This is a genomic window from Empedobacter sp. UBA5528 (assembly GCF_002426075.1).
GTDB classification, from domain to species: domain Bacteria; phylum Bacteroidota; class Bacteroidia; order Flavobacteriales; family Weeksellaceae; genus Empedobacter; species Empedobacter falsenii_B.
The window spans coordinates 51235-77555 of the sequence record NZ_DINY01000023.1; the positions used below are offsets into that span (position 1 = coordinate 51235).

General features: G+C 30.2%; 24 protein-coding genes. 10 read left to right on the top strand and 14 right to left on the bottom strand.

All coding sequences use genetic code 11. From position 1 onward, the window contains the following. Window positions 1-81: 81 nt before the first annotated feature. The 6 genes from B4L98_RS04260 (at window position 82) to B4L98_RS04285 (ending at window position 4939) form a co-directional block, all read left to right on the top strand. Window positions 82-666, top strand: coding sequence for a Crp/Fnr family transcriptional regulator (locus B4L98_RS04260; protein WP_286495180.1), 585 nt, complete (start codon window positions 82-84; stop codon window positions 664-666). Between the two features lie 54 nt (window positions 667-720). Beyond that, a complete protein-coding gene (locus B4L98_RS04265) occupies window positions 721-1155 on the top strand; it encodes a carboxymuconolactone decarboxylase family protein (RefSeq protein ID WP_286495181.1) in 435 nt (144 codons plus the stop codon). A gap of 93 nt (window positions 1156-1248) precedes the next feature. Then, window positions 1249-1962: an AAA family ATPase gene (locus tag B4L98_RS04270; protein ID WP_115000956.1), complete on the top strand. Its 714-nt coding sequence runs from the start codon at window positions 1249-1251 to the stop codon at window positions 1960-1962. A gap of 9 nt (window positions 1963-1971) precedes the next feature. Continuing rightward, window positions 1972-2457 carry a GNAT family N-acetyltransferase gene (locus tag B4L98_RS04275; RefSeq protein WP_286495182.1) on the top strand — a complete coding sequence of 162 codons (486 nt, stop codon included), beginning with the start codon at window positions 1972-1974 and terminating at the stop codon, window positions 2455-2457. A gap of 79 nt (window positions 2458-2536) precedes the next feature. Beyond that, on the top strand, window positions 2537-3574 hold the full coding sequence (locus B4L98_RS04280; protein ID WP_286495183.1) for a sulfite exporter TauE/SafE family protein: 1038 nt from the start codon (window positions 2537-2539) through the stop codon (window positions 3572-3574). Between the two features lie 81 nt (window positions 3575-3655). Next, on the top strand, window positions 3656-4939 hold the full coding sequence (locus B4L98_RS04285) for an MFS transporter (protein ID WP_280061172.1): 1284 nt from the start codon (window positions 3656-3658) through the stop codon (window positions 4937-4939). Window positions 4940-5007: 68 nt separating this feature from the next. On the opposite strand, the gene B4L98_RS04290 is transcribed toward B4L98_RS04285, so the two are convergent. Beyond that, window positions 5008-7392, bottom strand: a complete 2385-nt coding sequence (locus B4L98_RS04290; RefSeq protein WP_291077626.1) for an outer membrane beta-barrel family protein — start codon at window positions 7390-7392, stop codon at window positions 5008-5010. A gap of 165 nt (window positions 7393-7557) precedes the next feature. On the opposite strand from B4L98_RS04290, the gene B4L98_RS04295 reads away from it, so the two are divergent. Continuing rightward, the gene (locus B4L98_RS04295) at window positions 7558-8112 is read left to right on the top strand and encodes a DUF4303 domain-containing protein (protein WP_084106915.1); all 555 of its coding nucleotides are present in this window, start codon (window positions 7558-7560) and stop codon (window positions 8110-8112) included. Window positions 8113-8151: 39 nt separating this feature from the next. On the opposite strand, the gene rpoN is transcribed toward B4L98_RS04295, so the two are convergent. The 11 genes from rpoN to B4L98_RS04350 all read right to left on the bottom strand — a co-directional run bounded on the left by rpoN (window position 8152) and on the right by B4L98_RS04350 (window position 19874). Beyond that, window positions 8152-9624 (bottom strand): RNA polymerase factor sigma-54, encoded by a 1473-nt coding sequence (gene rpoN / locus B4L98_RS04300; protein ID WP_115000980.1) that lies wholly within the window; start codon window positions 9622-9624, stop codon window positions 8152-8154. 81 nt (window positions 9625-9705) lie between these two features. Beyond that, window positions 9706-11154: an asparagine--tRNA ligase gene (gene asnS / locus B4L98_RS04305; RefSeq protein WP_125349294.1), complete on the bottom strand. Its 1449-nt coding sequence runs from the start codon at window positions 11152-11154 to the stop codon at window positions 9706-9708. Window positions 11155-11317: 163 nt separating this feature from the next. Next, entirely contained in the window at window positions 11318-11755 is a 438-nt protein-coding gene (locus B4L98_RS04310) for a hypothetical protein (protein WP_280051165.1), read from the bottom strand. Window positions 11756-11813: 58 nt separating this feature from the next. Then, the gene (locus B4L98_RS04315; protein WP_219034348.1) at window positions 11814-14225 is read right to left on the bottom strand and encodes a DUF5686 family protein; all 2412 of its coding nucleotides are present in this window, start codon (window positions 14223-14225) and stop codon (window positions 11814-11816) included. A gap of 76 nt (window positions 14226-14301) precedes the next feature. After that, window positions 14302-14856: a ribosome recycling factor gene (gene frr, locus B4L98_RS04320; protein WP_115000990.1), complete on the bottom strand. Its 555-nt coding sequence runs from the start codon at window positions 14854-14856 to the stop codon at window positions 14302-14304. 8 nt (window positions 14857-14864) lie between these two features. After that, window positions 14865-15575, bottom strand: coding sequence for a UMP kinase (gene pyrH, locus B4L98_RS04325; protein WP_115000992.1), 711 nt, complete (start codon window positions 15573-15575; stop codon window positions 14865-14867). 50 nt (window positions 15576-15625) lie between these two features. Then, window positions 15626-16393: a TatD family hydrolase gene (locus B4L98_RS04330; RefSeq protein WP_291077629.1), complete on the bottom strand. Its 768-nt coding sequence runs from the start codon at window positions 16391-16393 to the stop codon at window positions 15626-15628. Then, complete coding sequence (locus B4L98_RS04335) at window positions 16383-17372, bottom strand: GSCFA domain-containing protein (protein ID WP_221855401.1); 990 nt, start codon at window positions 17370-17372, stop codon at window positions 16383-16385. The genes B4L98_RS04330 and B4L98_RS04335 overlap by 11 nt, the downstream gene beginning before the upstream one ends. Before the next feature lie 3 nt (window positions 17373-17375). Next, the gene (locus B4L98_RS04340; RefSeq protein ID WP_115000998.1) at window positions 17376-18347 is read right to left on the bottom strand and encodes a polyprenyl synthetase family protein; all 972 of its coding nucleotides are present in this window, start codon (window positions 18345-18347) and stop codon (window positions 17376-17378) included. Window positions 18348-18386: 39 nt separating this feature from the next. Then, window positions 18387-18884 carry a hypothetical protein gene (locus B4L98_RS04345; RefSeq protein WP_115001000.1) on the bottom strand — a complete coding sequence of 166 codons (498 nt, stop codon included), beginning with the start codon at window positions 18882-18884 and terminating at the stop codon, window positions 18387-18389. Continuing rightward, window positions 18885-19874, bottom strand: coding sequence for an LLM class flavin-dependent oxidoreductase (locus B4L98_RS04350; RefSeq protein WP_115001001.1), 990 nt, complete (start codon window positions 19872-19874; stop codon window positions 18885-18887). It lies immediately after the preceding gene. A gap of 486 nt (window positions 19875-20360) precedes the next feature. On the opposite strand from B4L98_RS04350, the gene B4L98_RS04355 reads away from it, so the two are divergent. Next, complete coding sequence (locus tag B4L98_RS04355) at window positions 20361-21950, top strand: transcriptional regulator (protein ID WP_291077631.1); 1590 nt, start codon at window positions 20361-20363, stop codon at window positions 21948-21950. 54 nt (window positions 21951-22004) lie between these two features. Here the strand turns inward: B4L98_RS04355 and tyrS are convergent, their stop codons facing one another. Further along, entirely contained in the window at window positions 22005-23207 is a 1203-nt protein-coding gene (gene tyrS / locus B4L98_RS04360) for a tyrosine--tRNA ligase (protein WP_125349288.1), read from the bottom strand. Window positions 23208-23508: 301 nt separating this feature from the next. On the opposite strand from tyrS, the gene ybaK reads away from it, so the two are divergent. Beyond that, entirely contained in the window at window positions 23509-24000 is a 492-nt protein-coding gene (ybaK, locus tag B4L98_RS04365) for a Cys-tRNA(Pro) deacylase (protein WP_125349287.1), read from the top strand. Between the two features lies 1 nt (window position 24001). Here the strand turns inward: ybaK and B4L98_RS04370 are convergent, their stop codons facing one another. Then, window positions 24002-25123, bottom strand: a complete 1122-nt coding sequence (locus B4L98_RS04370; RefSeq protein WP_038331384.1) for a redoxin domain-containing protein — start codon at window positions 25121-25123, stop codon at window positions 24002-24004. 180 nt (window positions 25124-25303) lie between these two features. Here B4L98_RS04370 and B4L98_RS04375 point away from each other — a divergent pair, with 180 nt between their 5' ends. Then, window positions 25304-26074 (top strand): hypothetical protein, encoded by a 771-nt coding sequence (locus B4L98_RS04375; RefSeq protein WP_286495190.1) that lies wholly within the window; start codon window positions 25304-25306, stop codon window positions 26072-26074. The last annotated feature ends 247 nt before the right edge of the window (window positions 26075-26321 follow it).

Sequence of the window (26321 nt, forward strand, 5' to 3'; positions counted from 1 at the left end):
AACCTGATTAATTTTAAACTAAATTAAGTCCTTTCGGAAACTAATCATTAATTTTAAAGAGAAATATATTAAGCTTATAAAATGGAAAATTCTTTCGGTCAGTTAAAGAAACATATTCAAATTTTCACTTCAATTTCTGAAGAAGAATTTCACGATTCAGTCCAATATTTTGAGAAATTTTCGGTGAAGAAAAAAGAAATGATTCATAAAGCTGGAACAGTTTGTACGTACAATTATTTTATTATTTCTGGATGTATTCGATTATTTTTCATCAATGAAAAAGGTGTAGAACAAACCATTGATTTTGCTATCGAAAATTGGTGGTTGACAGATTTGTTTTCTTACATTAATCAACAAAGTTCTGAGTTTTATATTCAAGCTGTAGAAAATGCAATTATTATGAAAATGAGTAAAACGAACGAAGAAATTTTATGCGAAAAACATCCTATTTTCAATTCGTATTTCAAACAAATTTATCAAAAAGCAAATGCTGCTGCTCAAATGCGTTCCAAATATTTGAAAGAGTTTTCGAAAGAGGAGTTTTATCTTCACTTCAAGAAAAATTTTCCTGAGTTTTTACAACGTGTTCCGCAATATTTATTAGCTTCTTATTTAGGTTTCACACCCGAATATTTAAGCGAAATCCGAAAGAAAGAGTTTTCTTAAACCAGTTTAATTTTATTGAATAAATAATCAACGAACTTTGTAAAAAATTAAGAAATGAAATCACGATTAAACATTCAAAAATTAGAACCAAAAGCTTACGAAGCAATGTATGGTCTAGAGAATTATTTAGCAAATTCTGAATTAGATAAATTACATTTAGAACTTATTAAAATCAAAGCTTCACAAATCAATGGTTGTGCTTTTTGTATTAATATGCACACCAAAGACGCGATGAAATTAGGCGAAACAAATCAACGTATTTTTTTGTTGAATGCGTGGCGAGAAACGACACTTTTTACAGAAGAAGAGCGTGTGATATTGGAGATGACAGAAGAAATTACAAATATTAGTCAACATGGTTTATCAGAAGAAACTTATCAAAAAGCATTAACACTTTTTTCTGAAAATTATATTGCGATTATCATTATTGCAATTACCACGATTAATGCTTGGAATAGAATTGCAATCAGTTCTCATATGACGGTTTAAAATTTTAGCTTCAGAAATCTGAAGCTTTTTTTGTGCTAAAAATCGGCTTTCGGATTAAAATAGTTTATTTTTGAGTCTTGAAGTAAAATTGATATGAATATTTACGATTTAATTGTTGACGATAAGGAAGAAATTTCTTTGAATGATGTTTTTTTAGATGATCAAAATCTTGCTCAAGTAAAACAACTTATCAAAGAACATAGATATATAGAGGAATTGAGTAAATATAATTTACCTGTCAATAATAAAATTTTGTTGCATGGATTTTCAGGTTGTGGAAAAACAACAACTGCAAAAGCAATTGCAAATGAAATCGGAAAACCAATATTGATTTTGAATTTAAGTAATATTGTTTCATCAAGAATTGGTGAAACTTCGCAAAATATTCGAATGCTTTTTGATAAAGCTGCTCGTGAAAAAGCAATTCTATTTTTGGATGAGTTTGACCAAATCGGAAAAGCGCGTGGAAATGATGACAAAGATGTTGGCGAAATGCGTCGTTTAGTGAACACAGTAATTCAATTAATTGATTATTTGCCACAAAATTCGTTGTTGATAGCCGCAACAAATCATCCACATATTATTGATGTTGCATTGTTGAGAAGATTTCAATTAAAAATTGATTTCAAAATGCCAACTTCTGAAATGTTAGATGTTTATTATGATAAACTTTTAAACGATTTACCAAAAGATATTCAATCACTCAAACGAAAATATAACGTTTCATTTGCAGAAGCTAAAGATTATGCACTTACAAACGCAAAAGCATTACTGATTGAAAAATTAGAACGTCAAGCAAATTCTTAAAACCAAAATATGGAAGACGAATTAATTTATTTCAGAGAACTTTTGGACACTGATGTAGCACGACTTTTCGAAATTTATTCGAATGCAAAAGCCATGAAATACCGCGAAACCGCTCCAATGAAAACAATCGAAGATTCGTACAAAATGCTGGAAAGAGATAAAGAAAAAAAGAATTCTGGATATGAATTTCGTTTTGCTGTTATCGAAAAATCTTCTGAAACCTTGATTGGTACTGTGATGTTTCAACCTGTTCACGACAAAGCGATTATTGGCTATTCGATTGATGAACAATTTTGGAACAGAGGTTACGCAACACGAATCATCAATCTGATTTCGAAAGAGTTGAAATCGAGAAAATATATGCTGATTGAAGCTTGGGTGAAAAAAGAAAATATCGCCTCGTCTAAAGCCTTATTAAAAAATAATTTTCAACAGATTTCGCAAACAATTTATCCGAAAAATCATCTTTTTCAATTAAGATTTACTTATTCTTAAGTTTTACTTAAGATAAGTCTTTAAGCATTAATTTCTAAAATCATCGTCCTAATTTTGTAACAGAATAAAATTTCTGGTCATGATTTTTACTATTTTTCTCCTATTTATTGGAGCTATTTTAGCATTTTGGATAAGTGCAATTTGTGGCGGTGGCGCAAGTTTAATCTTAATTCCAATCCTCAATCTTATTATTCCAACTTCGTTAGTCCCTTTTTCGTTAACAATCGGAACATTTACAAGTTCTGCCTCTCGAATAGCGGCTTTCAGAAAATCTGTACATTGGAAAATCTTCTTTTGGTTCGTGCCATTTTCGATTCCAGCAGTTTTAATGGGCGCTTATTTAATCAAATTTATCAACCCAATTTATTTACAAATTATTGTAGCTGTATTATTGATTTCAAATGTTCCACAATTATTTCTAAACAAAAAACAACAAGACAATGAAGAAAAACCTTCACCAAAATATATTTTGGCCATTGTTGGTTTTTTAGCTGGATTCGTTTCTGGAATAACAGGAGCAATAGGTTTATTATTCAATAGATTTTATTTAAAATATGGATTAACAAAAGAAGAAATTATTGCAACGCGAGCTGCCAACGAAATTATACTTCATATCATAAAATTAATCATTTATATTGTTCTTGCTTTATACTCAAAGAACGCATTATTACTTGGATTGACGATTGCAATTGCCTCAATTATTTCTTCTTATACGGTCAAATATATTTTACCTTATTTTAGCGATTTTATTTTCAGAAAAGTTGGCTATGCAGCGATGGTTATTTCTGGAATTACACTTTTTTATACAAGTTCCCAAAAAATCATTCAAGAAGATAAAGTTCAACTTACAACAACAAGTAAAGGTGACGAAAATGAAACCACTTTAAAATGGCGAAACAGCGATTTTGTGATGGAATATTCGTTAGATGGTGAATTTGAGATTGAACGTCCAATTCAACCGAATGAATTACCTAAAAATTTATTAAAGAAATACAATGAAATTTTACCTAATTACGATAAAATCCATCTCGAAAAAGTATTCAGAATTGGAGAAGATAGTTATGAGTTTTATTGTTACAAAGACAATAAACTGACCAAATTTGAACTGAAAGAATAGAAGATTGAACAATTAATTTTTACGAAACATTATTTTTGATAAATTATTCTTAAGTTTAACCAACATTACTATAAAAAATTTATGAATACAAAAGATAATCCCAAACTAATACGAGCTTGGATTTCTTACGACTGGGCAAATTCTGTTCATTCTTTAGTTATTGCCTCTGCTATTTTTCCGGTTTATTACACTTTAATGACCTATGATGCGAACGATCACCCAATTAAATTTTTAGGATTATTACCAGAGTCCGCATTCAATTTTTCATTGGCAATTGCTTTCTTTTTTGTGATTGTTTTGTCTCCTGTTTTATCTTCAATTGCAGATTTAATCGGAAATAAAATAAAATTTCTTCGCTTTTTTTGCTATTTAGGATCTTTCTCATGCATCGGAATGTTTTTCTTTACATCAAGCGATTTAGTTTGGTTAGCTTTATTACTCAATATCACTGCAAGCATAGGTTTTTGGGGAAGTTTAGTTTTTTACAACGCCTATTTACCAGAAATTGTCTCAGACGAAAAAATGGACAAAGTTTCGGCGCAAGGTTATATGTTTGGTTATATTGGTTCTGTCATTTTATTGACGATTTGTTTGGCAATGATACAATTCGCCCCAGAAGAACAACAAGCAATGTTTACTCGAATAAGTTTCTTATTAACAGGAATTTGGTGGTTAGGATTTGGACAAATTGCATTAAGTAAATTACCAAACCACAAATATGATCGCGAAATTCCAAAAGATATCATCAAATCGAGTTTTAGAAATTTAAAACATACCTTCAAAGATCTTAATCAATACAAAAATATTCGTGTTTTTTTGGCTGGATTTTTCTTTTACAGTTTAGCAATGCAAACTATCTTTTTGATGGCGGCAATGTTTGGAAGTTCAGAAATAGGAATGGAATCTTCAGAATTGATTATGACCATTTTATTAATTCAAATTGAAGCTGTTTTAGGTGCATGGTTATTCTCTTTTCTATCAGGAAAAATAGGAAATAAGAAAACCTTATTAATCGGGATTTTTATCTGGATTATTACATGTATTATTGGTTATTTGATTAATAAAAATGATCCTAATGTAAAAACTCAATTTTACGTAATGGCTGCAATGGTTGGTCTTGTAATGGGAGGTTTGCAAGCTTTATCACGTTCTACATACGCCAAATTATTACCAGAAACAGAAGATACTACAACCTATTTTAGCTTTTACGATGTTTTCGAAAAATTTGCCTTATTTTTAGGTTTAGTTATTTATGGATTATTGATTGAATATTCTGGCGGAATGAAAGCTTCGGCACTTGCAATGGGCGTTTCGTTTGCGATTAGTTTCGTTATTTTATTGTTCTATAAAATGGAAAAGAAGTAAAGTCATTTATATCAAATAAAAAACTAAACCCCAATATTTTAATCAATATTGGGGTTTGTATTTTAAAATTATAATCTTCCTTTTTCAGAACTACTTTTTGATTGTTCTATTGTGAATGATTTTCCAAAATTGTATCGAATTCCAATACGATAATAGCGAGCAGATTGTCCTGTATAAACAAATTTTGTATCGTTACTAAAACTTTGATCTTGCCAAGCTTTATCTTTAAATACATTGTTCACATTAAACGAAACCTCGAATTTTTTATCCAAAAATAACGCTCTCAAACCAAAAGCTGTACTCCAATTCGCGCGACTTCTTGACATGGCATCAATTGTTTTTGTTGTATAATTTGTGGTATGATTAAACAATAATGTTTTCGATTTATTCAATTCTAAATTATTTGTCAAACGAAATTCTCCATTAAATCCATCCAATACATAATTGTATTCAGGAATAATTCCTTTTGTTTTCTTGTAATACAAATCAATCGTTCCATTGACTTTCCACCATTTTACAAGCTTGAAATTTAGATTTTCACTAATTCCAAAACTCTCCGAATCAGCATAATTATATGGAATCCAATTTTGTGTATTTTCTGTTGGATTTACAACCACAATTTGATTGATTTCATCCGTAGAATTTCTGTAATATAATGTTGTAACTGCCAAATCTTTGTATGCATATTCCAACTCATAATTATACGAATAAGAAGGTTTTAATTTCGGATTTCCTTCGGCAAAAGAATAAGGAGAATAAATGGTACGAAACGGATTCAATTGTCCCATAAAAGGTCGATCAATACGACGCCCAACATTAATACTTAACGAATGATTTTCAGCAGGTTTATACATCAAATAAGCGGTTGGAAATAATCCATCATATTTATAGGTATCATGTTGATTTTCTTGCGGAGAAAAACCTTTTGCATCTGTATTTTCGTATCTCAAACCAACTTTTGCAGACCATTTTTCTGAAATATCTTTTTCAATACTCGCATAAAAAGCCAAAATATTTTCGTCATAATAAAAACCATTACTCAACTTTTCATCATAAACAGGCGACCCAGAAGATGTGTTGTAAAATAAATTATCGCTATTATTTTTCGTCCAACTATAACGTCCACCATAATTTAGTTTCCAAGTATTAACGGGATGTTCCATATCAATATTCAAACTATAATTATTTGCTTTTTGGTCGGACAAACTTTTATTTCCTTGGTATTCTGTTTTATTTTCAACATCTTCTGAATTAAAAAATCGGTTTGAAGTTACACTTGTATTGTTATTATTAAAATTTACCCAATCAAAATCAAATGTCAGTTTTTTTCCGATCGTATCCATTTTATAAATCACATGATAATTCAGCGTATTGTATTTCGTGTTTCCTTTGCTTCCATTTCGATCATTCAGAATATAACTCAACAATTCATTTTTATCCAAACTATTTATCGTTGTTTTCGTGCCACCAGTTCCTTTTCGATTTCCAGCATATAAATCAACCGTAAAACCAGTCGTCAATTTATCTGAAACTTTATAATCCAATCCTAATTTTCCGCCAATATTTCTATTTTTTCCACTATTTTTTTCTCTTTCAGTCCAAACTTCATTTGTCTTTCTAAAATAAATATCAGATTGTCCAATTCCATCATATTCACCAAAACCACCAAAAATATTCGAAACTAAAGTCCATTTATTTTTTCGGTAATTAAACGATGCACTATTGTTCCAATATGGTTTGTTATAATGTTGCAATGATGACGACAAACTTCCATTCCACGAGTCTTTTTTGCCTGATTTCAGTACAATATTGAGAATTCCACTATTTCCTATTGCTTGATATTTTGCGGGTGGATTTGTAATTACTTCAATTTTCTCAATATCATCTGCACGAAGCGTTTTTAAATAATTTGTCAATTGATCACCAGACATTTCCAATAAACGATCGTCCACCATCACACGCAAATTACTTTTACCAATTATCGAAACTACATCATTATCAACCTTTACACGAGGCGCCAATTTTAGCAAATCTAATGCATCTCCGCCTTTTGCTCCCTCCGCTAAATCAGCATTAAAAACAAGTCGATCAACTTTCTTTTCTATTAATTTTTTCTGACTCTTTACAACCGTTTCATTTAATGTAATATTTTCAGTTTTAGGAAGAATAATAACGCCTAAATCCTGATTTTTTCCACATAAAATCGTTTGAGTATGAAGCAAAACACCAGCTTCTTCTATTCGAAACATATAATTTCCTTCGGCTAAATCAACTGTAAAACTTCCTTTATCATCAGTTGAAATTTCTTCAATAATTTGATCATCTTTCAGAATAATCACATCTGCTAGACTAACAGGCATTTGATTCGTATATTGCAAGCTTCCTTTATATTGTTGTTGCGCAAAAATCGAGGTCGAGGCAAATAATAAAATTGGTATATATAATTTAGACATATTAGGTTTGTTTACTATAATGACGTGTGAATTACAGAAAAGTTACATAGAAAATGAATAATAATTGAATTTGTCTTTAAAAAATAAATTAACAATGATTTAATATTTAAAGAATTTTACTACATTTCAAAAAATAATTTTAACCGATTAAAAAAATATAAATGAATGGATTTTAATGAATTAAAAAACAAATTAGTGCAATCAACCAAACAAGCCTTTTTGAAAATTTATAACGAAAATCCTTCCCAAGACCTTTACGCTTTTGCCTTGTGCAATAACGACTCGAAAATAGCTATTCATCCTTCGGCAAATTCTGTAGAACATTTGGAAAAAGTTTCGGATGAAGACGATTTTTGTTACTACAAATACGAGCCTTCTGAATGGAAATATGATTATTTAGGAGCTGAAAATTCTTTTCAAGAAATCAATCAAATGTGTAAAGAAATCGTTGATGAACACGACGATGACGAAGATTGGTTTTATCAATTTCAGAATAAAATTAATGAAAAATGTATCGAAGTTTTAGAAGAATTAAAGAATGAAAATTTCTTTTCTAAATTAATTGGTAAAGATATTTTCTTAAACTTTTCTGTAATTGATGATGATTTGAACAAAGAAAAACAACAAAAAATTATTACGCAATTGAATGATAATTCGTACAAAGAAGATTATTTTGAATGGATGACAACTTGGGGTAAAAACAAAAAAAGAGCTTTATAAAAAGCTCTTTTTTTGTTTGATAATATTTCTTCTAAAAGTTTAGATTTCTTTTCTCAATCTCGCAACCGGAATATTTAGTTGTTCGCGATATTTTGCAATTGTACGACGAGCAATTGGATAACCTTTTTCTTTTAAAATTTCGGTTAATTTTTCGTCTGTCAAAGGTTTACGTTTGTCTTCATCTGCAATTACATCTTGTAAAATTCGTTTAATTTCGCGCGTCGAAACTTCTTCACCTTCATCATTTGTTAACGATTCTGAGAACAAATCTTTTATCAAAAATGTTCCGTAAGGCGTTGTGACATATTTAGAATTCGCTACACGAGAAACTGTCGAAATATCCATTCCAATTCTGTCTGAAATATCTTTTAAAATCATCGGTTTAATTTTCGTTTCATCTCCTGTTAAGAAATACTCTTTTTGAAATTTCATAATCGCTTCCATCGTGTATAAAAGCGTGTTACGGCGTTGCTGAACCGCATCAATAAACCATTTCGCAGAATCTAACTTTTGTTTGACAAACATCACAGCTTCTTTCTGTTGATTCGATTTATTTTCGGTTTTTTTGTATGTATCTAACATTTCTGCAAACGCACTCGAAATTTTCAATTCTGGTACATTACGTCCATTTAACGACAATTCTAAATCGCCATCGTTGATATGAATCGTAAAATCTGGCGTTATTTGCTCTACAATTTTACTACTACTCGAAAATGATTTTCCTGGTTTTGGATTCAAACGTTCAATCTCCGAAATTGCATCACGCAACTCATCATCATCCGCATCATATTTTGCCATCAATTTCGAATAATGCTTTTTCGTAAATGCATCAAACGATTCTGAAATTAATTTTTCTGCTAACTCTACTGCTTCTGTTTGATTTTTATTTTCTAATTGAATCAATAAACATTCTTGCAAATCACGCGCACCTACACCAACTGGATCCATTCGTTGAATATAATTAATCAACAAATTTTCGACCTCTTCTGGCGAAGTGTAAATATTTTGCGAGAATGCTAAATCGTCAACCAACGATTTAATATCACGACGCATATAACCATCATCGTCAATATTTCCTAAGATAAATTCAGCAATTTGAAATTGTTCCGAAGTTAATCGATTCGTATATAATTGTGATGTCAAAAACTCGATAAAGCTCTCTCCTTGCGCGTAAGGAACAGATTTATCTTCGTCATCATCACTATAATTATTCGTATACGTTTTATAATTTGGGATGTCATCATCGCTCAAATAATCATCAATATTGATGTCACTTGTGTCAATCACTTGCTCGTCGCCAAAATCATCACTCTGATTGTCCCATTCTTCCTGTTCTCCTCCGTAATCTTCATCATATTCAGAAGATTGATCATCCAAAGCAGGGTTTTCTTCCAACTCTTCCTTTACGCGTTGTTCAAAAGCAACCGTAGGAAGTTGAACCAACTTCATTAATTGGATTTGTTGTGGCGATAGTTTTTGTTGTAATTTTAAATTTAATTCCTGCTTTAACATATTTTGGGTTTTGGCTTATATAAAAAACGGATTTAGCTTAAAGTTACAATTTTTAAGCATAAATCCGTAAAAATATTTTGATTAAAATTCAGCGTTATTCGGTGTTCTAGGGAAAGGAATTACGTCACGAATGTTACCCATTCCTGTAACGAATAATACCAAACGCTCTAAACCTAAACCGAAACCTGAATGTGGCACAGAACCGAAACGTCTTGTGTCACGGTACCACCATAATTCTTCTTTATCAATTCCGAATTTTTCCATTTTTTCGTCTAAAACTTCTAAACGCTCTTCACGTTCAGAACCTCCGATAATTTCTCCGATTCCAGGGAATAAAACGTCCATTGCGCGAACTGTTTTTCCATCATCATTCATACGCATGTAAAATGCTTTGATTTCTGCAGGATAATCAAATAAAATAACTGGCGTTTTGAAATGTTTCTCAACTAAATAACGTTCGTGTTCTGATTGTAAATCTGCTCCCCAACCTTCGATTGGATATTTGAATTTACCTTTTTTATTTGGTTTAGAATCTTTTAAGATATCTATTGCTTCTGTATAAGTTAAACGAATGAATTTGTTATTTAAAACATATTCTAAACGCTCAATTAAACCTAATTCAGAACGCTCTGCTTCTGGTTTTTGTTTTTGTTCTTTGTCAAAACGTTCAGCTAAGAATTTCAAATCATCTTTACACGTTTCCATTGCATAAGTGATAACAGATTTCATAAAATCTTCTGCCAAATCCATATTTTGATCTAAACGGAAAAACGCAACTTCTGGCTCAATCATCCAGAATTCAGCTAAGTGACGAGAAGTATTCGAGTTTTCTGCACGGAAAGTAGGTCCAAATGTATAAATTTTCCCTAATCCCATTGCTGCTGTTTCTCCTTCTAACTGTCCAGAAACCGTTAAGTTAGTCGATTTACCAAAGAAATCTTGTGTATAATCTACTTTACCTTCTTCATTTTTAGGTAAGTTTTCCATATCCAAGTTTGTGATATGAAACATCTCTCCTGCTCCTTCAGCATCAGATCCTGTAATAATTGGCGTGTTGATGTAAACGAATCCATTTTCGTTGAAATACTTGTGAATCCCGAACATTAACGCGTTACGAACACGCATAGTTGCAGCAAAAACATTTGTTCTGAAACGTAAATGTGCTTGCTCACGCAAAATCTCTAAACTGTGTTGTTTTGGTTGTAAAATTGTTCCTTTTAAATCATCAGATGGCGCAGTTCCTAAAATTTTGATTTCTTTCGCAACAATTTCAATCTCTTGACCAGCTCCTTCACTTTCTACCACTTCTCCTTTTACTTGTAAAGAAGCTGCTGTAGAAATTTGTTTTATAATTGATTCGTCAAAATTTTCGAAATCTACTACTACTTGAATATTATTAATTGTAGAACCGTCATTCAACGCGATGAAACGATTACTTCTGAACGATCTTACCCATCCATTTACAACTACTTCCTGTAGCAACAAATCCTTGCCTTTTTCTAATAAGGCTTTAATTCCGTACGATTGCATAATTTTTTAATTTATCCTTACAAATTTAGTTATTATTTAAAGTTATAAAAATTATAGGCATAATTTTTGCGAATATTTTTCAACCAACCTAAAAATCCTTTACAATTTCAATGAAAATGTAAAGGATTTTTGATTTTAGTTTATTTTTTGAAGTGAAATTATTCTAGTTCTTAGATTCAAAACGCAAAAGAAGTTCATTTATTCTTTGAATAAGAACTTTATCAGAATTATTATTTTGAATTAAATAATCTACATAATTTTTTAATTCGTAAAATTGACTATCAGTTTTAATTTGATCTTTCTCAATTATCTTTTCGATTCTTTTAAAATATGATTCAAAAATATCAATGTCATAATTGGTTGTCTTTATCAAATATTCATTAAAACCAAAATCTCTATCTTCGATAAAATCAGACGTTAAATCTTTAAACCAGTTTTTTAAAATAGTTAATTTTCTTTTTGAATAATACTCCTCTGTTTGAGTTTTTAGACGAATATATTCATCTTTCATTTCATTATTAAAAGCAAGATGAACAATATAATAATCTATAGTCGCAAGTACTAAATCTCTATATTTTTTAAGTTCAAACTCTTTATTCATAAATTTAAATCAATATATACGATTCTGAAACGAGTCCAGAATGACAAAATCTAAATACCTACAAAAAATTCAAATTTACAGTTAATTTTAAATAGAAATTATCTTGGAATTTTTCTTCTGAATAAGCACCTAAACGGTAAAATGCTCCCAATCCAAATGTTTTGAAAATTAAATTATTTACTTCAACTCCTGTTTCGTGGTAATAATGATTCAATGTTTTGAAATCTAAATTTTGATGATCTGTTTTATCTTTCATATCACCTAAAACTCCACGGTAAACGAATTGTGGGAAAATAATTTTGTTTCCGACTTTAACGCCAGCAAAAATATGTTTCAATTGAAAGGATACAAATCGATCCGAATAAAATTCTCCAGGACGCATTGTTTCGAAATTTGTTAAACCTCCTACTCCAAAGTTTGCAAAATCATTACGTTTTGCGTTTCCTTGTCCTTCGAACAAGTTCATCAACGGCATTTTTCCTTCAACCCAACCCGCATTTACATTGAAATTTGTTTTACCAACTCGCGTATCGAACACATCAAAATAAGAAATATTGAAACGAAGTGGATCATAATCAGAATTGAAAATATCCCAATATTTCGTCAACATTGCATAGAAAACAGATTTCCCGCTATTCACCGTCACTTTTCCGTAAGGCGTGCGGATAAACTTGTCTTTTGGTGCAAAACGGATCGCTAATTGCGTATTATACAAATCGTACCAACCTATATTATTCAGGAAAGAATAATCAAATTCTGCTTGTTGTTTTTCATAATTTGCCGAAATATTGAAGGTTACATTCTTGAAAATATCTTGCTCATATCCAAAAGAATAATGTTTATACGAAAAATATTCGTGATTATAAATATTACTAAAAGCTCCAGAAATTAGACGTGTATAATTCGATTGTAATAAAATTGGCGTTTTCCCAGAAGCCGAAACATCTTGCGAGTATTTTGCAAAAATTCGACCCGAATAAGGCTTATTTACATAATAATCTCCACCAAATCCAAACTTGAATGTTTCATCTTTGAAACCATAAGCTGAATACGCATTCAACGAATATTTATCGCTCCAATTTTCATTTGTATTAAACGCGGCACCAAGTCTAAAACCTTCGTAATCATTAAACGCTAAGATTTTTGTTAAATCTAAATCAACTTTTCCTAATGATAATTTCCCACCAGAATTGATGATTCTCATCAATTTCATTTGACGTTCTAACTTATATTTATCGCCAATACTATCAATTGTCGTATAAGTATTTCGCTCTTTGTTTGATAATGACGAATCGCGGTAATCTTCCATCACATTGTCCCATTTCTTTTCGTTCATATTTTGAAAAGAAATTTCGTCTTCGTAACCTAAAAATTCGTTGCGTTTGAAATGTGCTGGATTTTGAATATCCTTGAAAGTTGTTTCAAGATTAATCCAAATTTTTTCTTTTTTATCAATAAAATCATCATCGGATAATTTCTCTGTAATCTTAAAATTACCAGCTTCCATGCGATATTTTTGTTGATTTGGAATCCAAGAACCATTATTCAATTTCCAATCTGCTTCTAATTCTGCAACATAATTTGAAATCGTATTTTCTGCTTCAATTTTGATTAAAGCATACGTTCTATCATCAATCCAAAGTGTTCCTTTAATTTGTCTTTTATCCGTTTTGATTGAAGGGAAAAAGCTAATAACAGCCGTTTTTCGCCCATCAATAAAAATATCCTCTTTGAAACCATAACGGTAATGCGAAAGACCTTCTCGACTTACTGGATTAATAATTCCTTTGAAGAAAAAATTGATTTTATCTTGATCAAAATTGAACGCAATTGGTTGCATCGCCAAATATTCGTACAAAGGCGAACGCATTCCAGAAATACGAGAAGATTGCACGATATTTTTTAGTCCAAAACGCTTCGAAACTTTATGATCCATTGCACGTTCTCCCAAAAATAAATGACTGTTGTCTAACAATTTTTTCCATTGATTATTGACAGAATCTTTGTGATTTTGAGGTTGAATGATAAACGGAATCGAATCGTTATTTACTGTACTCCAAAATTTAGTGTATGATTTTAGGAAAATATTTCCTCCGTTTCTGATTGTATTTTTGGATTGATTGCGAATTGCTTTGATAATCAAATTACGACCAACAGAATCATTTGTCGTAAAACTAACCTCATCCAAACTAATGAAAGAAGGTTTCATCATAATTTCCACCAACTTTTTACCATCAGTCTGAATACTTTCTGAGAAATATCCGTTTTTGATTATATCAATAAAATGAACAGAATCATTGATATCCAATTCTCCTAATTCGTCTGTTTGACCAAGAAATTGTTTGGTATCGCTGTAAACATTAGCACCAGTTAAACGAAATTCGTCTTGAGCATCGAATACTCTCACTTTAATTTGAGCAAATGTGGCAATTGAAATACAGAAATTTAGCAGGAATATATAGTTCTTCATCTTTTGAAATTGATTATGCAAATAAATAAAAAAAGCAGCGAAACGCTGCCTTAAAATATTTTTTTTTCAAGAAAGATTAAACTTTCATGATTTCAGCTTCTTTTTTCGTTAAAGCTTCTTCTAATTTCTTAGAAAACTTGTCTGTTAATCCTTGAACACGTGTTTCGTAATCTTTCACCATGTCTTCAGAAGCTTCTTTTACAGCTTTTAACGCTTTGTTCGCATCTTGACGTGCATTACGAAGAGAAATTTTAGCAGTTTCCATATCCGATTTGGCCATTTTCACCAACTCTTTACGACGTTCTTCTGTTACTGGAGGAATACTGATAATAATTGTATCTCCATTGTTAGAAGGTGCAAAACCTAAATTAGCATTGATGATTGCTTTTTCAATTTCATGAATTAAATTTCTCTCGTATGGTTGAATGCTCAATGTCATTGCATCTGGTGTATTTACATTTGCAATTTGAGTTAACGGAGATAAACTTCCGTAGTAATCAACACGAACTGAACTTAACATTGCAGGAGTAGCTTTACCTGCTCTTAATTTGTCGAATGCAACCTCTAAGTGACTTACAGTTCCCTGCATTTGCTCCTTAGCCGTTTCTAAAATAATATCTAATTCTTCCATTTCGGGATTTATTTATTTGTTACTAGAGTACCTACGTTATCTCCTAAAATTAATTTTTTCAAGTTACCATCTGTATTCATATCAAATACAATAATAGGTAAATTATTTTCTTCACTCAAAGTAAAAGCTGTCATATCCATTACTTTTAAGTTTTTATCGTAAACTTCTTGATAAGAAATTGTTTCGAATTTCTCTGCTGTTGGATCTTTTTCTGGATCTGCAGTATAAATTCCATCAACACGAGTTCCTTTCAAAATAACATCAGCTTGCGTTTCAATTGCTCTCAAAACGGCTGCTGTATCTGTTGTAAAATATGGATTTCCTGTTCCTGCACCAAAAATTACGACACGACCTTTTTCTAGATGACGCGTAGCTCTTCTTTTGATAAATGGTTCTGCGATTTGCTCCATACGAATAGCCGTTTGTAAACGTGTATTAACACCAGCATCTTCCAAAGCTCCTTGCAATGCCATACTGTTAATCACAGTTGCCAACATTCCCATATAATCTCCTTGTACACGATCCATACCAGAAGCAACACCTTGTACACCTCTAAAAATATTACCACCTCCGATTACGATTGCCACTTCGCAACCAAGTTCAGCAACTTCTCTAATTTGTTGCGCATATTGTTTCAGCATATTTGGATCAATACCATATTGTAAATCTCCCATTAATGCTTCACCACTCAATTTAAGTAATATTCTTTTGTATTTCATCTTGTCAAAGGTTTTCTTTTGCAAATATAATTTTTCTATTCTGATTTATCCTAACGTTCGAAAATGTCAAACGCATTTTTTGTTGTAATTGCTGCAATTTCAGCTGGTGTTTGATGGTAAATATCAACCAACTTATCGCAAACATGTGTCAAATAACTACTTTCATTTCGTTTTCCACGAAACGGAACTGGCGCTAAATAAGGTGAATCTGTTTCGAGAACGATATGTTTGATATCAAAATCACCTAAAAATTGATCTATTTTACCATTTTTAAAGGTTACAACTCCACCAATTCCTAATTTCAAATTGAAATCTATTGCGCGTTGTGCATCTTCTTTTGTTCCTGAAAAACAATGAAAAATTCCGAATAATTTTTCATCTTTCACTTCTTCTAACACTTCAAAAACTTCATTGAAAGCATCTCGACAATGAATGATAATTGGTAAATTCTTTTCTTTTGCCCATTCAATTTGCATTTTAAATGCATCTTGTTGCGTTTGTAAAAATTCTTTTTCCCAATACAAATCAATTCCGATTTCGCCAATTGCTTTAAATGGTCGTTTATCAATCCATTTGCGCACATGAGCCAATTCGTCTTCTATTGTATCTGGATGAACCGAACACGGATGCAAACCCATCATCGCAAACATCGAATCTTGGTGAGCAGCTTCTAACGCCAACATTCTATCCGTGTAACTTTTATCAATTGCTGGCAAATAAAATCGCTCTACTCCATTTTGCTTTGCTCGCGCAATTACTTCATCTATATCATTCTCAAATTGCTCCGAATATAGATGTGTATGTGTATCAATTAACATGTTTTATTTTTGATTTCAAAAGTTCATTTTCAACTGAAAAATCAAGTTGATTTCCTTTTTCTAATTCATTCATCAATGTAATCGTTTTTACTAAAAATTGTTGATAATTGTCTGATCCTTCATTAAAAGGGCGATGATTAATTGCTGAAATAACTTTATTTATTTTTTGAATAATTGTTTGCGTTGATTGCTCGAAATAAGTTTCTGAAAACTTTTCCCAAATATAATCAACGGCTTGTTTCGATGGATGAATCAAATCTTCTTTGAAAAAACGATAATCTCTCAAATCATCTAAAACTAATTCATATGACGGGAAATATTCAACTTGATTATTTTGAAGACTTAATTGATATAAAGCATCCAACAGTCTAGCTTTACTTACATTATTTTCGATCATTCCATCTTTTGTATGACGAACAGGACTAACTGTTGTAATGATGCGAATAGTTGGATTAATTTTCTTCAAATCTGAAACAATCAATTCCAACGATTTTAGATTATCTTCTGTTGTTAATAATCTTTTTTCAAATTGTTTTGCCTCAACTTTATGACAATTCGCGACAACTTGATTTGAAGTTTTCCATTCATAAATCCACGATGTTCCCAATGTAATCATCAACACATCACAAGAATGAATGTAATCATGAACCTGATTGATTGTTGAATTTAATTCCTCTAAAACAGCTTCTTTCGTCAACGCATTAAACGACGAATGTACATCGAAACAGAAAAATTCTTCTCCGTTTTGATGTACATCAGTTATTGTAAAATATTTTTTATGAATGCTTCTTTCTATTAAATTTTGAATGGAATGTGAATTAAAAATCACTCCAAATGGATTAATTAATCCATCAAACTTTAAATCGGTCAAACGCTTTCCAATTTCATCTGAAAAACAAGAACCTATCGTCAATATTTTGTGTTGATGATTGAGTTTAAAATCAGAAGATTGAATTTGAAAAGACGTTCGAAATTGCATTTTTTATCCTTGTCGATCAATTAAAACTTCGCTTAATTCTCTCAAATAAGATTTACGTTCTTCTGGAACATCAATTTGATCCAAATAGCTGTGCGCTTTATTCGTATATTCTCTAATTAACGTTGAAAGTTTACGGTTAACATTCAGTTTTCTGAATAATTTTTCTACCGCATATACCTTATCGATATTATCTGTATTTGAACTATACCAATATAATAATTCCTCTTTTTCTTCTTCGTTTGCCGCTTCTAAAGCAGAAATGTAAAGAATCGTTTTCTTATTCTCGAAAATATCTCCAGCGTGTTTTTTACCTAAATGTTCAAGGCTACCAAAAACATCCAAATAATCATCTTTCAATTGATACGCGATTCCTAAATTCAAACCATATTGGTACAATTTATCTGAATCCTCCTCCGAAGCATTTCCAATCATTGCGCCTAATTTCAAAGCACAACCAAGTAAAACACTCGTTTTTAGAGAAATCATTTTGATGTAATCTTCGTATGAAACATTCAATTTTGTTTCATAATTCACATCCAATTGCTGTCCTTCACAAACTTCTAAAGCAGTTTTAGAAAATAATCTTGTCGAACGTTTAAATAATTCTGGTTCTAAATCTTCTAAATATTGATATGCTTTTACCAACATCGCATCACCAGAAAGAATCGCTGTATTTAATCCAAATTTTTCGTGAACTGTTGGTTTACTTCTTCTTAATGAAGCATTGTCCATAATATCGTCGTGCATCAACGAAAAATTATGAAAAAACTCAATCGCTAACGAAGGTTTCAACGCTTTTTCAACTTCACCATCAAACAAATCAGTTCCCAATAAAGTCAAAATTGGACGAATTCTTTTACCACCAATATTCAAAATATAATCCATCGGTTCGTATAATTCTTCTGGATTTTTAGAAAATGGATTTTTATCGATTGTTTCGGCAATTAATTCGTGAAATTTATCAAATGAGTACATAGTTTGATTTTTGTAAAAATTAAGTTTTGGCAAATATAACTAAGAATGATTGATTTTGGGTTGTTTTCTTTTATTTTTGATTGAACCTAAAAATTCGTTTCCGACAATCAAATACAAAAGAATTTGACCAATAATCGCCGCAATAAAATAAGGATGACCTTTTTGTAAAACAATCTCAGCACTTTGCAGCAAAGGAATTGTCCAAAAATAAGTGGAAACAATTACTAAAAGCAACGCATTAAGCCTAAAAATCCAGATTTTATTCATTTTATATGTTCCGAAATGGATAAATAAAGCGCCCAAAAAAGTATAAGCCAATACCTCAAAAAATTCATTCAGCACAAATTGTTCTCTAAATAAGCCAAAAATATCTTTGTGACTTACAAACAAAAATTCTTCAGGAACAAGATAACTCCAATGGTTTGCAATAAAAAATAAAACAAGATTTAGCATCAAAACAATCGTCAATTGATCTTTGAATTGATCAACAAACATTGAATAATACTTGAACTTTGAGATTGATTTCTTTGATTTCATTTAACGAAATAATTCACTTACAATTTGATACGATTTTCGTTTTGCTTTTTGATCAAAAACATTCGTAGAAACCATAATTTCATCAATTTTAGATTCAAAAATAAATTCATCTAAACTCTGCGCCAAAGCACCTTTACTTCCAATAAAAGACAAAGCTGTCATTCCTTTTAGCATATATTTTTGCTCAGGCGAAGCCAATTCTAATTGTGTTTTTTCGGGTGGAACAATTGGTTGGCGTTTATCGGTAATAATATTCAAAAATCCTTGGTACATCGACATCGATAAATAATGCGCTTCTTCGTCTGTATTCGCCGCAATTACATTGACACAAGCAATCGTATAAGGTTCTTGCAAAAATTCTGAAGGTTGAAATTGAGAACGATAAATCTCTACCGCATTATAAAATTGTTGTGGCGCAAAATGCCCCGCAAATGCATAAGGTAAACCTAATTTAGCCGCCAAAAAAGCCGAATCTGTACTTGATCCCAAAATATAAATCGGCACATTTGCTCCTTCTCCAGGAATCGCACGCACTTTACTTTCTTTATTATCTAAACTAAAATAGTTTTGTAGATTTTTGATTTCAGCTTCGAAATCGTAATTCATAAAATTATCTCCTCTACGCAAAATAGAAGCTGTTAATTGATCAGTTCCTGGCGCACGACCTAAACCTAAATCGATACGATTTGGATAAAGCGCATCCAAAGTCCCAAATTGTTCTGCAACTGATAAAGCAGTATGATTAGGTAGCATTATTCCTCCCGAACCAACTTTAATTCTTGAAGTTCCATTTGCTACATAGCCTATTAATAAAGAAGTTGCCGCGCTCGCTACATTCTGCATATTATGATGTTCAGATAACCAATAACGGCTATACCCTATTTCGTCTACAAATTTTGCGTTATCTAACGTGTTTTTGAACGTTTGATTTAATGTATCTCCTTCTCTTACATAAGCCAAATCCAACACTGAGTAGTTTATTTTTCTCATCCGTTCTTTTCTAATTAAAATATTAAACTAAATTACAAAGAAAAAAATTCAAAAAAAATTCCCCCATAACATACATTATGGAGGAGATAATTTTGTAATTGGATTTATAAATAGGTTTAAGTAGTTGAAGAGTCTAAAATTTTTAATTAATAGTTTGATGATAGATTAGTAATCTTTCGAGATACTTAATTCAAAAATAGATAATAAAAAAAATAAATACTCAATTTAGAGGGGGGACAACTGGGGGGACATTTCATATTCATCTAAATATCAATACTTTGAAAATGAAGTTAAACATAAAAATAATTCAATTTTTTGTTAAGATTTACAATTTTTTCGGTCTATATTTGAAAAAATAATATATTGAAAGTTTCTATTTTTTTTACGCTCCTACTCTTTCCTTTTTTATTTTTATCATCATTTAGTTCTATTAGTAAAAATGATGAACGTATTCTTATTGAAAAAATCATCGAACAGAATAAAAATGTGACAGATACTATTCAATTGCAAAATAATTTCAAGAAATTAGATATCTCATCAACTTCTTTTTTATCAAAAAGTCTAAAATCAATTTATCAAGTTTATTTAGCTAATCTCTATGCACAAACCAACGATAAATTAAACAAAAAAAGTAATTCGTTATTTGAGTCTGCATTAAAAGTTTCAAAAAATGTTAACTCACCAGAATTACAAATTTGGGTGAATACACAATATGGGTATTACTATTATAATTTTAGCCAATATCAAAATGCTTATCCATATTTTATGGAAGCATCAAAACTTCTCGACTTAACAAAAGATGAGGATATTTTTTCTAAAAGTGATGTTTACAAAAAGAATGCATTCTACTTTATGAATGTAAAAGAATTTGATAAAAGTGAAAAATATCTTTTGTTAGCTTTAAAATATACCAACAAAAAAGACCACGAATATGGAACAATTCTGAATGCGATTGGTCATGTTTTTATGAATAAAAATAATATTAATAAAGCAAATAATTACTTCGAATTAACAAAAGAATATGCAATTCAAAATAAGGACGAAATTCGATATGCAAAAGCTTTAGGTGATATTGCCTCTATAAATATTCTCAACAAACAGTACGATTTAGCGATTGATAATTTGAAAAAAGATATTGAAATTTCTAAAAAATTAAAAAACGCTCGAAATTTAATGTACGCTAATATTCAATTGGGAAAATTGTACTTGCAATTAAATCGAATTGATGATGCTAAAATAATTTTGAATGAAGCAAAAGAATATGCTTCTCAGAAAATTTATTTGAACAGTTTTGAATATGACATTTATAAAATCTTATTAGAAATTGCTGTAAAAAACAATAATATCAATGAGGAGTTAATTAGCCGAAGAAAACTAGATGAATTGGAGTTAGAGTTGCAAAAAACTGATGGCCAAAATGTGATTAATGAAATTAATTGGAAAATTCAACAAGATAATTTCAACTTTAAATTTGAAGCAGAAAAAGCAGAACAAGAGAAAACAACCATCCTAAAAAATGCATTATTTCTTATTTCTTTTCTATTAATCATTATCATTTTATTTGTAATAATTTCTTATCGTCGAAAAATAAAAATACAAAATTCTACATACGATAATAAAATATTATCTATTCAAAATGAAAAACTTAAATCTGAAAATAAATTAAATAAAACTGCTCAAACTTTAGAATCTTATAAAACTTATTTGTCTGAAAAGAATAAACAAATAGTTACATTAAAAAATGAAATCAATTCTATTTCCAATTCAAGTACCATAAACAAAGAAAAACAATATAATGAATTAGTTAATCTCTTAGATTCGCATTTAATGACAGACGAAAGTTGGGGAAATTTCAAAAATATTTTTGCTCATGAACAAAACGATTTTGTAAAATATCTTTCTCAAAATTTTCCATCTTTAACCGAATCTAATTTGAGAACTATTTATTTGTTAAAATTAGGCTTGAACAATTTAGAAATTTCGCAAATCTTAGGAATTTCGGCTGATTCAGTCAAAAAAGCGAAACAACGCTTAAAAAAGAAATATAAAAATTTTGATCAAATTTTTCAAGATTAAGAAAATAGGAGATAAAAAAGATGATTTACTAAATAGTAAATCATCTTTTCACTATTACTTCAACTCGAAGAAATCTCGTTTTCCTATTTTAATTTTAGTTTCGGTTTTTAATTCAAAATCATCAAAAGCATCCATTTTTTTCTCTCCATTAATTTGTACTGCACCGCTTTCTATCAAACGTCTGATTGCATTTCTCGATAAATCTTTCTTTAATTGATGACAAACATCTAACAATGTAATATTATCATTCTCAAAGTTTAAAGAACTAATTTTAACAACTTCGAAAACTCTATTTTCATCATTTCTTTTCTGAAATTGATTGTTAAAAAATTCTTCTGCTTGTTCAGCTTCATTTACAGAATGGTATTGAATAATAATATTTTTTGCAACTAATTTCTTAATTAACATTGGATTATCTGTTTTTAATCGCTCATTCAAATTCATTTTTTCTTCAATAGAAAAATCCGTTGCTAACGCAATATATTCTTCTAATAAATCATCTGGAATAGACATTGTTTTCCCAAACATTTCATTTGGTTCATCCGTCAAACCAATAATATTATTCAACGATTTACTCATCTTTTCTTTTCCATCGGTTCCTCTCAAAAGTGGCATACACATTACAATCTGAGCAGCTTCTCCATTGGTTTCTTGCAATTGTCGTCCCATTGTACAATTAAATAATTGATCCGTTCCTCCCATTTCGATATCAGCACTTATCTGAACAGAATCGTATGCTTGTAAAATCGGGTAAACCAACTCATGCATTGCAATCGGCGTATTTTCGGTGAAGCGTTTATTAAAATCATTTCGATGCATCAGTTGTGCAACCGTAACTTTTGACAACAACTGAATAATATCCGAAAAAGGTAAATGATCTAACCAGTCTGAATTAAACACAATTTCAGCCTTATTCACATCAATAATTTTTGACAATTGATTAATGTAGGTTTCCGCATTGTTCTGAACTTGTTCTGCATTCAGCGGTTGACGACTTTTATTTTTTCCTGTTGGATCTCCAATCTGAGCTGTAAAACTCCCAACCAAAATAACTATTTGATGTCCCAAATCTTGAAATTCTTTCAATTTCTTCAATACAACGGCGTGACCAAGATGTAAATCTGGTGCGGTAGGATCAAAACCTAATTTGATTCGTAATGGTCGATTTTCTTTTTCAGCTAATTTTAATTTTTCTTCCAATCCATTTTCTGGTAAAAAAATAGCTACATTTTCCTTTAAACTTTTTAAATTTTCCATGATTTTTTTTAAATAAAAAAAGCCCGAGCAAAACTGCTCGGGCTTGTAGATTATGATTAAATTTTTGACGTACAAAATTAATACGAAGTATACACATAGTCTACCCGAGCAAATATTGTACGATAATAAGTGCTAAAAAACGGTAAACGTAATATGTGTTGCAAAAACTTCATTTATAATGCAAAGGTAAGAATAGTTTTGAGAATAGAAATTTTCGTTCAAAAAATTATCTTAGACAATAATTCTATAGAAAAACCTTTATAAAAGTTTTTCGTAATAACTTTGTGTAAATTATTATAGAATGAGCAATAAAACTGCTAAAACAAATGTAGTACGAATTTTAGACACACACAATATTTCGTACGAATTGCGCGAATATGAAGTTGATGAAGAACATATTGATGCTTTGCATGTTGCAAATTCATTGAACGTAAATCCGGAAGGAATTTATAAAACTTTGGTTTTGAAAGGAAATATAGAACCATTTTTAGTTGCCGTAATTCCTGCAAACACACATCTTGATATGAAAAAATTTGCGAAAATTTCTGGTAATAAAAACTGCGAAATGCTTCCTTTGAAAGATTTGCTGAATGTTACAGGTTATATTCGTGGTGGTTGCTCACCTATCGGAATGAAAAAGCAATTTCCTACTTACATAGAAGAACTGGCTGTTTTGCAAGATCAGATTTGTATTAGTGCAGGAAAAAGAGGTTTACAAATTATTCTAAACCCCGAAGATTTAAGAAATTTGATTGAGGCTAAATTTGAAGATATTACACAATTTGATTCATAATTTATTTACTATTCAGAATGATTTTTTCTAAAATAGTTGGAAATTTTGCTTCATCTTCAAACGTCAAATCTGGATTTGCATACACAATAATTCCATTTTTATCAATCACATAAGTTGCTCTATTATTGTAACCTAAACGATTATAAGAATTATACATCAACGAAATTGCATAATTCTCATCATTCAAATACGTAATATTATTTGTTCGCAAAGCTGATTTCCATAATTCTAACAACGGATTTGTAGAACTAGAAACTGCGTAATTTTTTACATTTTGTAACAATGGATTATGATCGATTAATTGAATTTGAGCAGCACAAGTCATTGCTGCTTTCGTATCAATTGACGTAAAATCAGGCAAAATTTGTCCACTAAACGCCGCAGGATAAAACGTTAAAACTTTAAAAGTCGATTTATCATTCAAAAATTTATCTGTCGAATTAGTCTTATAATTCGGTCCATTCAAAATAAAATCTGGTGCTTTATCACCAACCTTCAAGGTTTTATTTTCTGTGATATTTACTTCTATGTTATCGATTTTAGACGTTCTTTTAATCAATCTTTCCAAAGGTTTCAGATGTTCGCCTTGCGCACGATAATCATTATCTCGCATCAAAATTTTATTGTTTTGATCCACTAGAAAAAGAATCGAACTTTCTACTAAAACATTGTTAGAATTTGACGTTGGAATTATACTCGAAATTGAATTTTGCTTAAAAGGTTTCAACCCTATTGCATTGTAAATTTTTCCAACTTCATCATAAATTACCTTCGTTCCATCCAACTTATTTTGATTAGTCGTTTCATTAAAAGCAAACGTTTGCTGCGGTTCTTTACTCCATTTATTATCTTCATTTACAATATAAATCACATCAATTTTTGGTGGATTTTGAGACGAAAATGCCAAATTCTTCACAAAATAATAATTCAGCGAAGTTGTCATCATGCTCGCATACGGATTCGTTTTGTATAAACTTGGCGTAAATACAATAATTTTAAAGTTTGAAGATTGATTGATATTTTCAATTTTATTAATCGGAAACTGAGCGCCAACATTCAAATTTTGAGCTTTTGTAAAACAAAAACCACATATAATTAGTACTATCGAATAGATTCGTAACATAAAACGTTTATTTTAAATAAACTAATAAAAACTACCACAAGATAACTAAAATTCTACTTTCTCAAAAAAACTATTCATTAAATTCTCATTAGAATTGACGATTAACTTTTGAAATTATCAAGTTTTTTTTGCAGTAAATCAGTTACCTTTGTGTTGATTTTTAATTTAAAATTTACACAAATGGAATTCAATGTTAGCAATGCTTTGAAACAATTAAATAATGATTATTCAGAAGATAAGGCGTCAGAAATTATCGAAAATCTATTGTATAATTCAACTGATTTTTCTGATGAAGACCATGAAATAATCGATCAATTGGGTGATAAATTTCTACGAATTGCTGCACAAATTTTTGTGGAAGATTTGGCGTATGATTTCAATACTTTGGTGAATTATTGGGAAGCTTTTATTGGACAATTAACAGAAGAACAATCTCAAAACTTATTGAATTTCGCTATTGAACAAACAGATACAGAATTTGTAGAAGATTTTATTATTGGATACCGAAAATTTTATTCAAATCCCAAAGAAAGTATTACATTTTTCAATAAACTGAATGAAGACGAATTTTACGAAATTAAATTCTTCAAAGCACGTTGTTATGAGGTTTTAGGTGAAAATGAAAAAGCTGTGGAAGCTTATAATAGTTACTTAAATTCTGCACATTTCAAAAAAGAAGAAAATGCTGAACAAGCTGCTGTAAACGAGTTTTATATTAGTCATAGCATTGCGCCTTTGTTAGTGAGCATGAAAAAATATGATGAAGCCAAAACTTACTTTGATCGTGTTTTAGGAAATATCGATTTCGAAGATTATTTAGCTAATTTTGAAGGTTCTAATCAACAAGAAATCAAAAGTTTCTTAGAGGATTATGTAACAACTTTGGAAGAAACTGAAGATAAAACAACTGCTGAAAAAATTTCAAAAAAAATAATGCAATATTTTTCTTAGAATTACAACATTCGGAAATGTAGTATTGATTTTTTAGCAAATATTCATAAATAGGTAAATTTAATATTTTCTTAACATTAATATAAATTCTATCTATTTGAGTATAAAAAAATAAATATAAATTTATTTATCAAATTAAGAAATCTACCTACCTTTGTACCATAAATAATTTATTCATAGTTGTTAAGGATAATGAAGTTGATTTTCTGAAGAAGAATATCCTTAATCAAATAGAGTTTTTTTATAG

Coding starts and splice junctions, on each gene's coding strand:
- B4L98_RS04260 (WP_286495180.1), top strand. CDS start 82: ATGGAAAATTCTTTCGGTCAGTTAAAGAAACATATTCAAATTTTCACT.
- B4L98_RS04265 (WP_286495181.1), top strand. CDS start 721: ATGAAATCACGATTAAACATTCAAAAATTAGAACCAAAAGCTTACGAA.
- B4L98_RS04270 (WP_115000956.1), top strand. CDS start 1,249: ATGAATATTTACGATTTAATTGTTGACGATAAGGAAGAAATTTCTTTG.
- B4L98_RS04275 (WP_286495182.1), top strand. CDS start 1,972: ATGGAAGACGAATTAATTTATTTCAGAGAACTTTTGGACACTGATGTA.
- B4L98_RS04280 (WP_286495183.1), top strand. CDS start 2,537: ATGATTTTTACTATTTTTCTCCTATTTATTGGAGCTATTTTAGCATTT.
- B4L98_RS04285 (WP_280061172.1), top strand. CDS start 3,656: ATGAATACAAAAGATAATCCCAAACTAATACGAGCTTGGATTTCTTAC.
- B4L98_RS04290 (WP_291077626.1), bottom strand. CDS start 7,392: ATGTCTAAATTATATATACCAATTTTATTATTTGCCTCGACCTCGATT.
- B4L98_RS04295 (WP_084106915.1), top strand. CDS start 7,558: ATGGATTTTAATGAATTAAAAAACAAATTAGTGCAATCAACCAAACAA.
- rpoN (WP_115000980.1), bottom strand. CDS start 9,624: ATGTTAAAGCAGGAATTAAATTTAAAATTACAACAAAAACTATCGCCA.
- asnS (WP_125349294.1), bottom strand. CDS start 11,154: ATGCAATCGTACGGAATTAAAGCCTTATTAGAAAAAGGCAAGGATTTG.
- B4L98_RS04310 (WP_280051165.1), bottom strand. CDS start 11,755: ATGAATAAAGAGTTTGAACTTAAAAAATATAGAGATTTAGTACTTGCG.
- B4L98_RS04315 (WP_219034348.1), bottom strand. CDS start 14,225: ATGAAGAACTATATATTCCTGCTAAATTTCTGTATTTCAATTGCCACA.
- frr (WP_115000990.1), bottom strand. CDS start 14,856: ATGGAAGAATTAGATATTATTTTAGAAACGGCTAAGGAGCAAATGCAG.
- pyrH (WP_115000992.1), bottom strand. CDS start 15,575: ATGAAATACAAAAGAATATTACTTAAATTGAGTGGTGAAGCATTAATG.
- B4L98_RS04330 (WP_291077629.1), bottom strand. CDS start 16,393: ATGTTAATTGATACACATACACATCTATATTCGGAGCAATTTGAGAAT.
- B4L98_RS04335 (WP_221855401.1), bottom strand. CDS start 17,372: ATGCAATTTCGAACGTCTTTTCAAATTCAATCTTCTGATTTTAAACTC.
- B4L98_RS04340 (WP_115000998.1), bottom strand. CDS start 18,347: ATGTACTCATTTGATAAATTTCACGAATTAATTGCCGAAACAATCGAT.
- B4L98_RS04345 (WP_115001000.1), bottom strand. CDS start 18,884: ATGAAATCAAAGAAATCAATCTCAAAGTTCAAGTATTATTCAATGTTT.
- B4L98_RS04350 (WP_115001001.1), bottom strand. CDS start 19,874: ATGAGAAAAATAAACTACTCAGTGTTGGATTTGGCTTATGTAAGAGAA.
- tyrS (WP_125349288.1), bottom strand. CDS start 23,207: ATGGAAAATTTAAAAAGTTTAAAGGAAAATGTAGCTATTTTTTTACCA.
- ybaK (WP_125349287.1), top strand. CDS start 23,509: ATGAGCAATAAAACTGCTAAAACAAATGTAGTACGAATTTTAGACACA.
- B4L98_RS04370 (WP_038331384.1), bottom strand. CDS start 25,123: ATGTTACGAATCTATTCGATAGTACTAATTATATGTGGTTTTTGTTTT.
- B4L98_RS04375 (WP_286495190.1), top strand. CDS start 25,304: ATGGAATTCAATGTTAGCAATGCTTTGAAACAATTAAATAATGATTAT.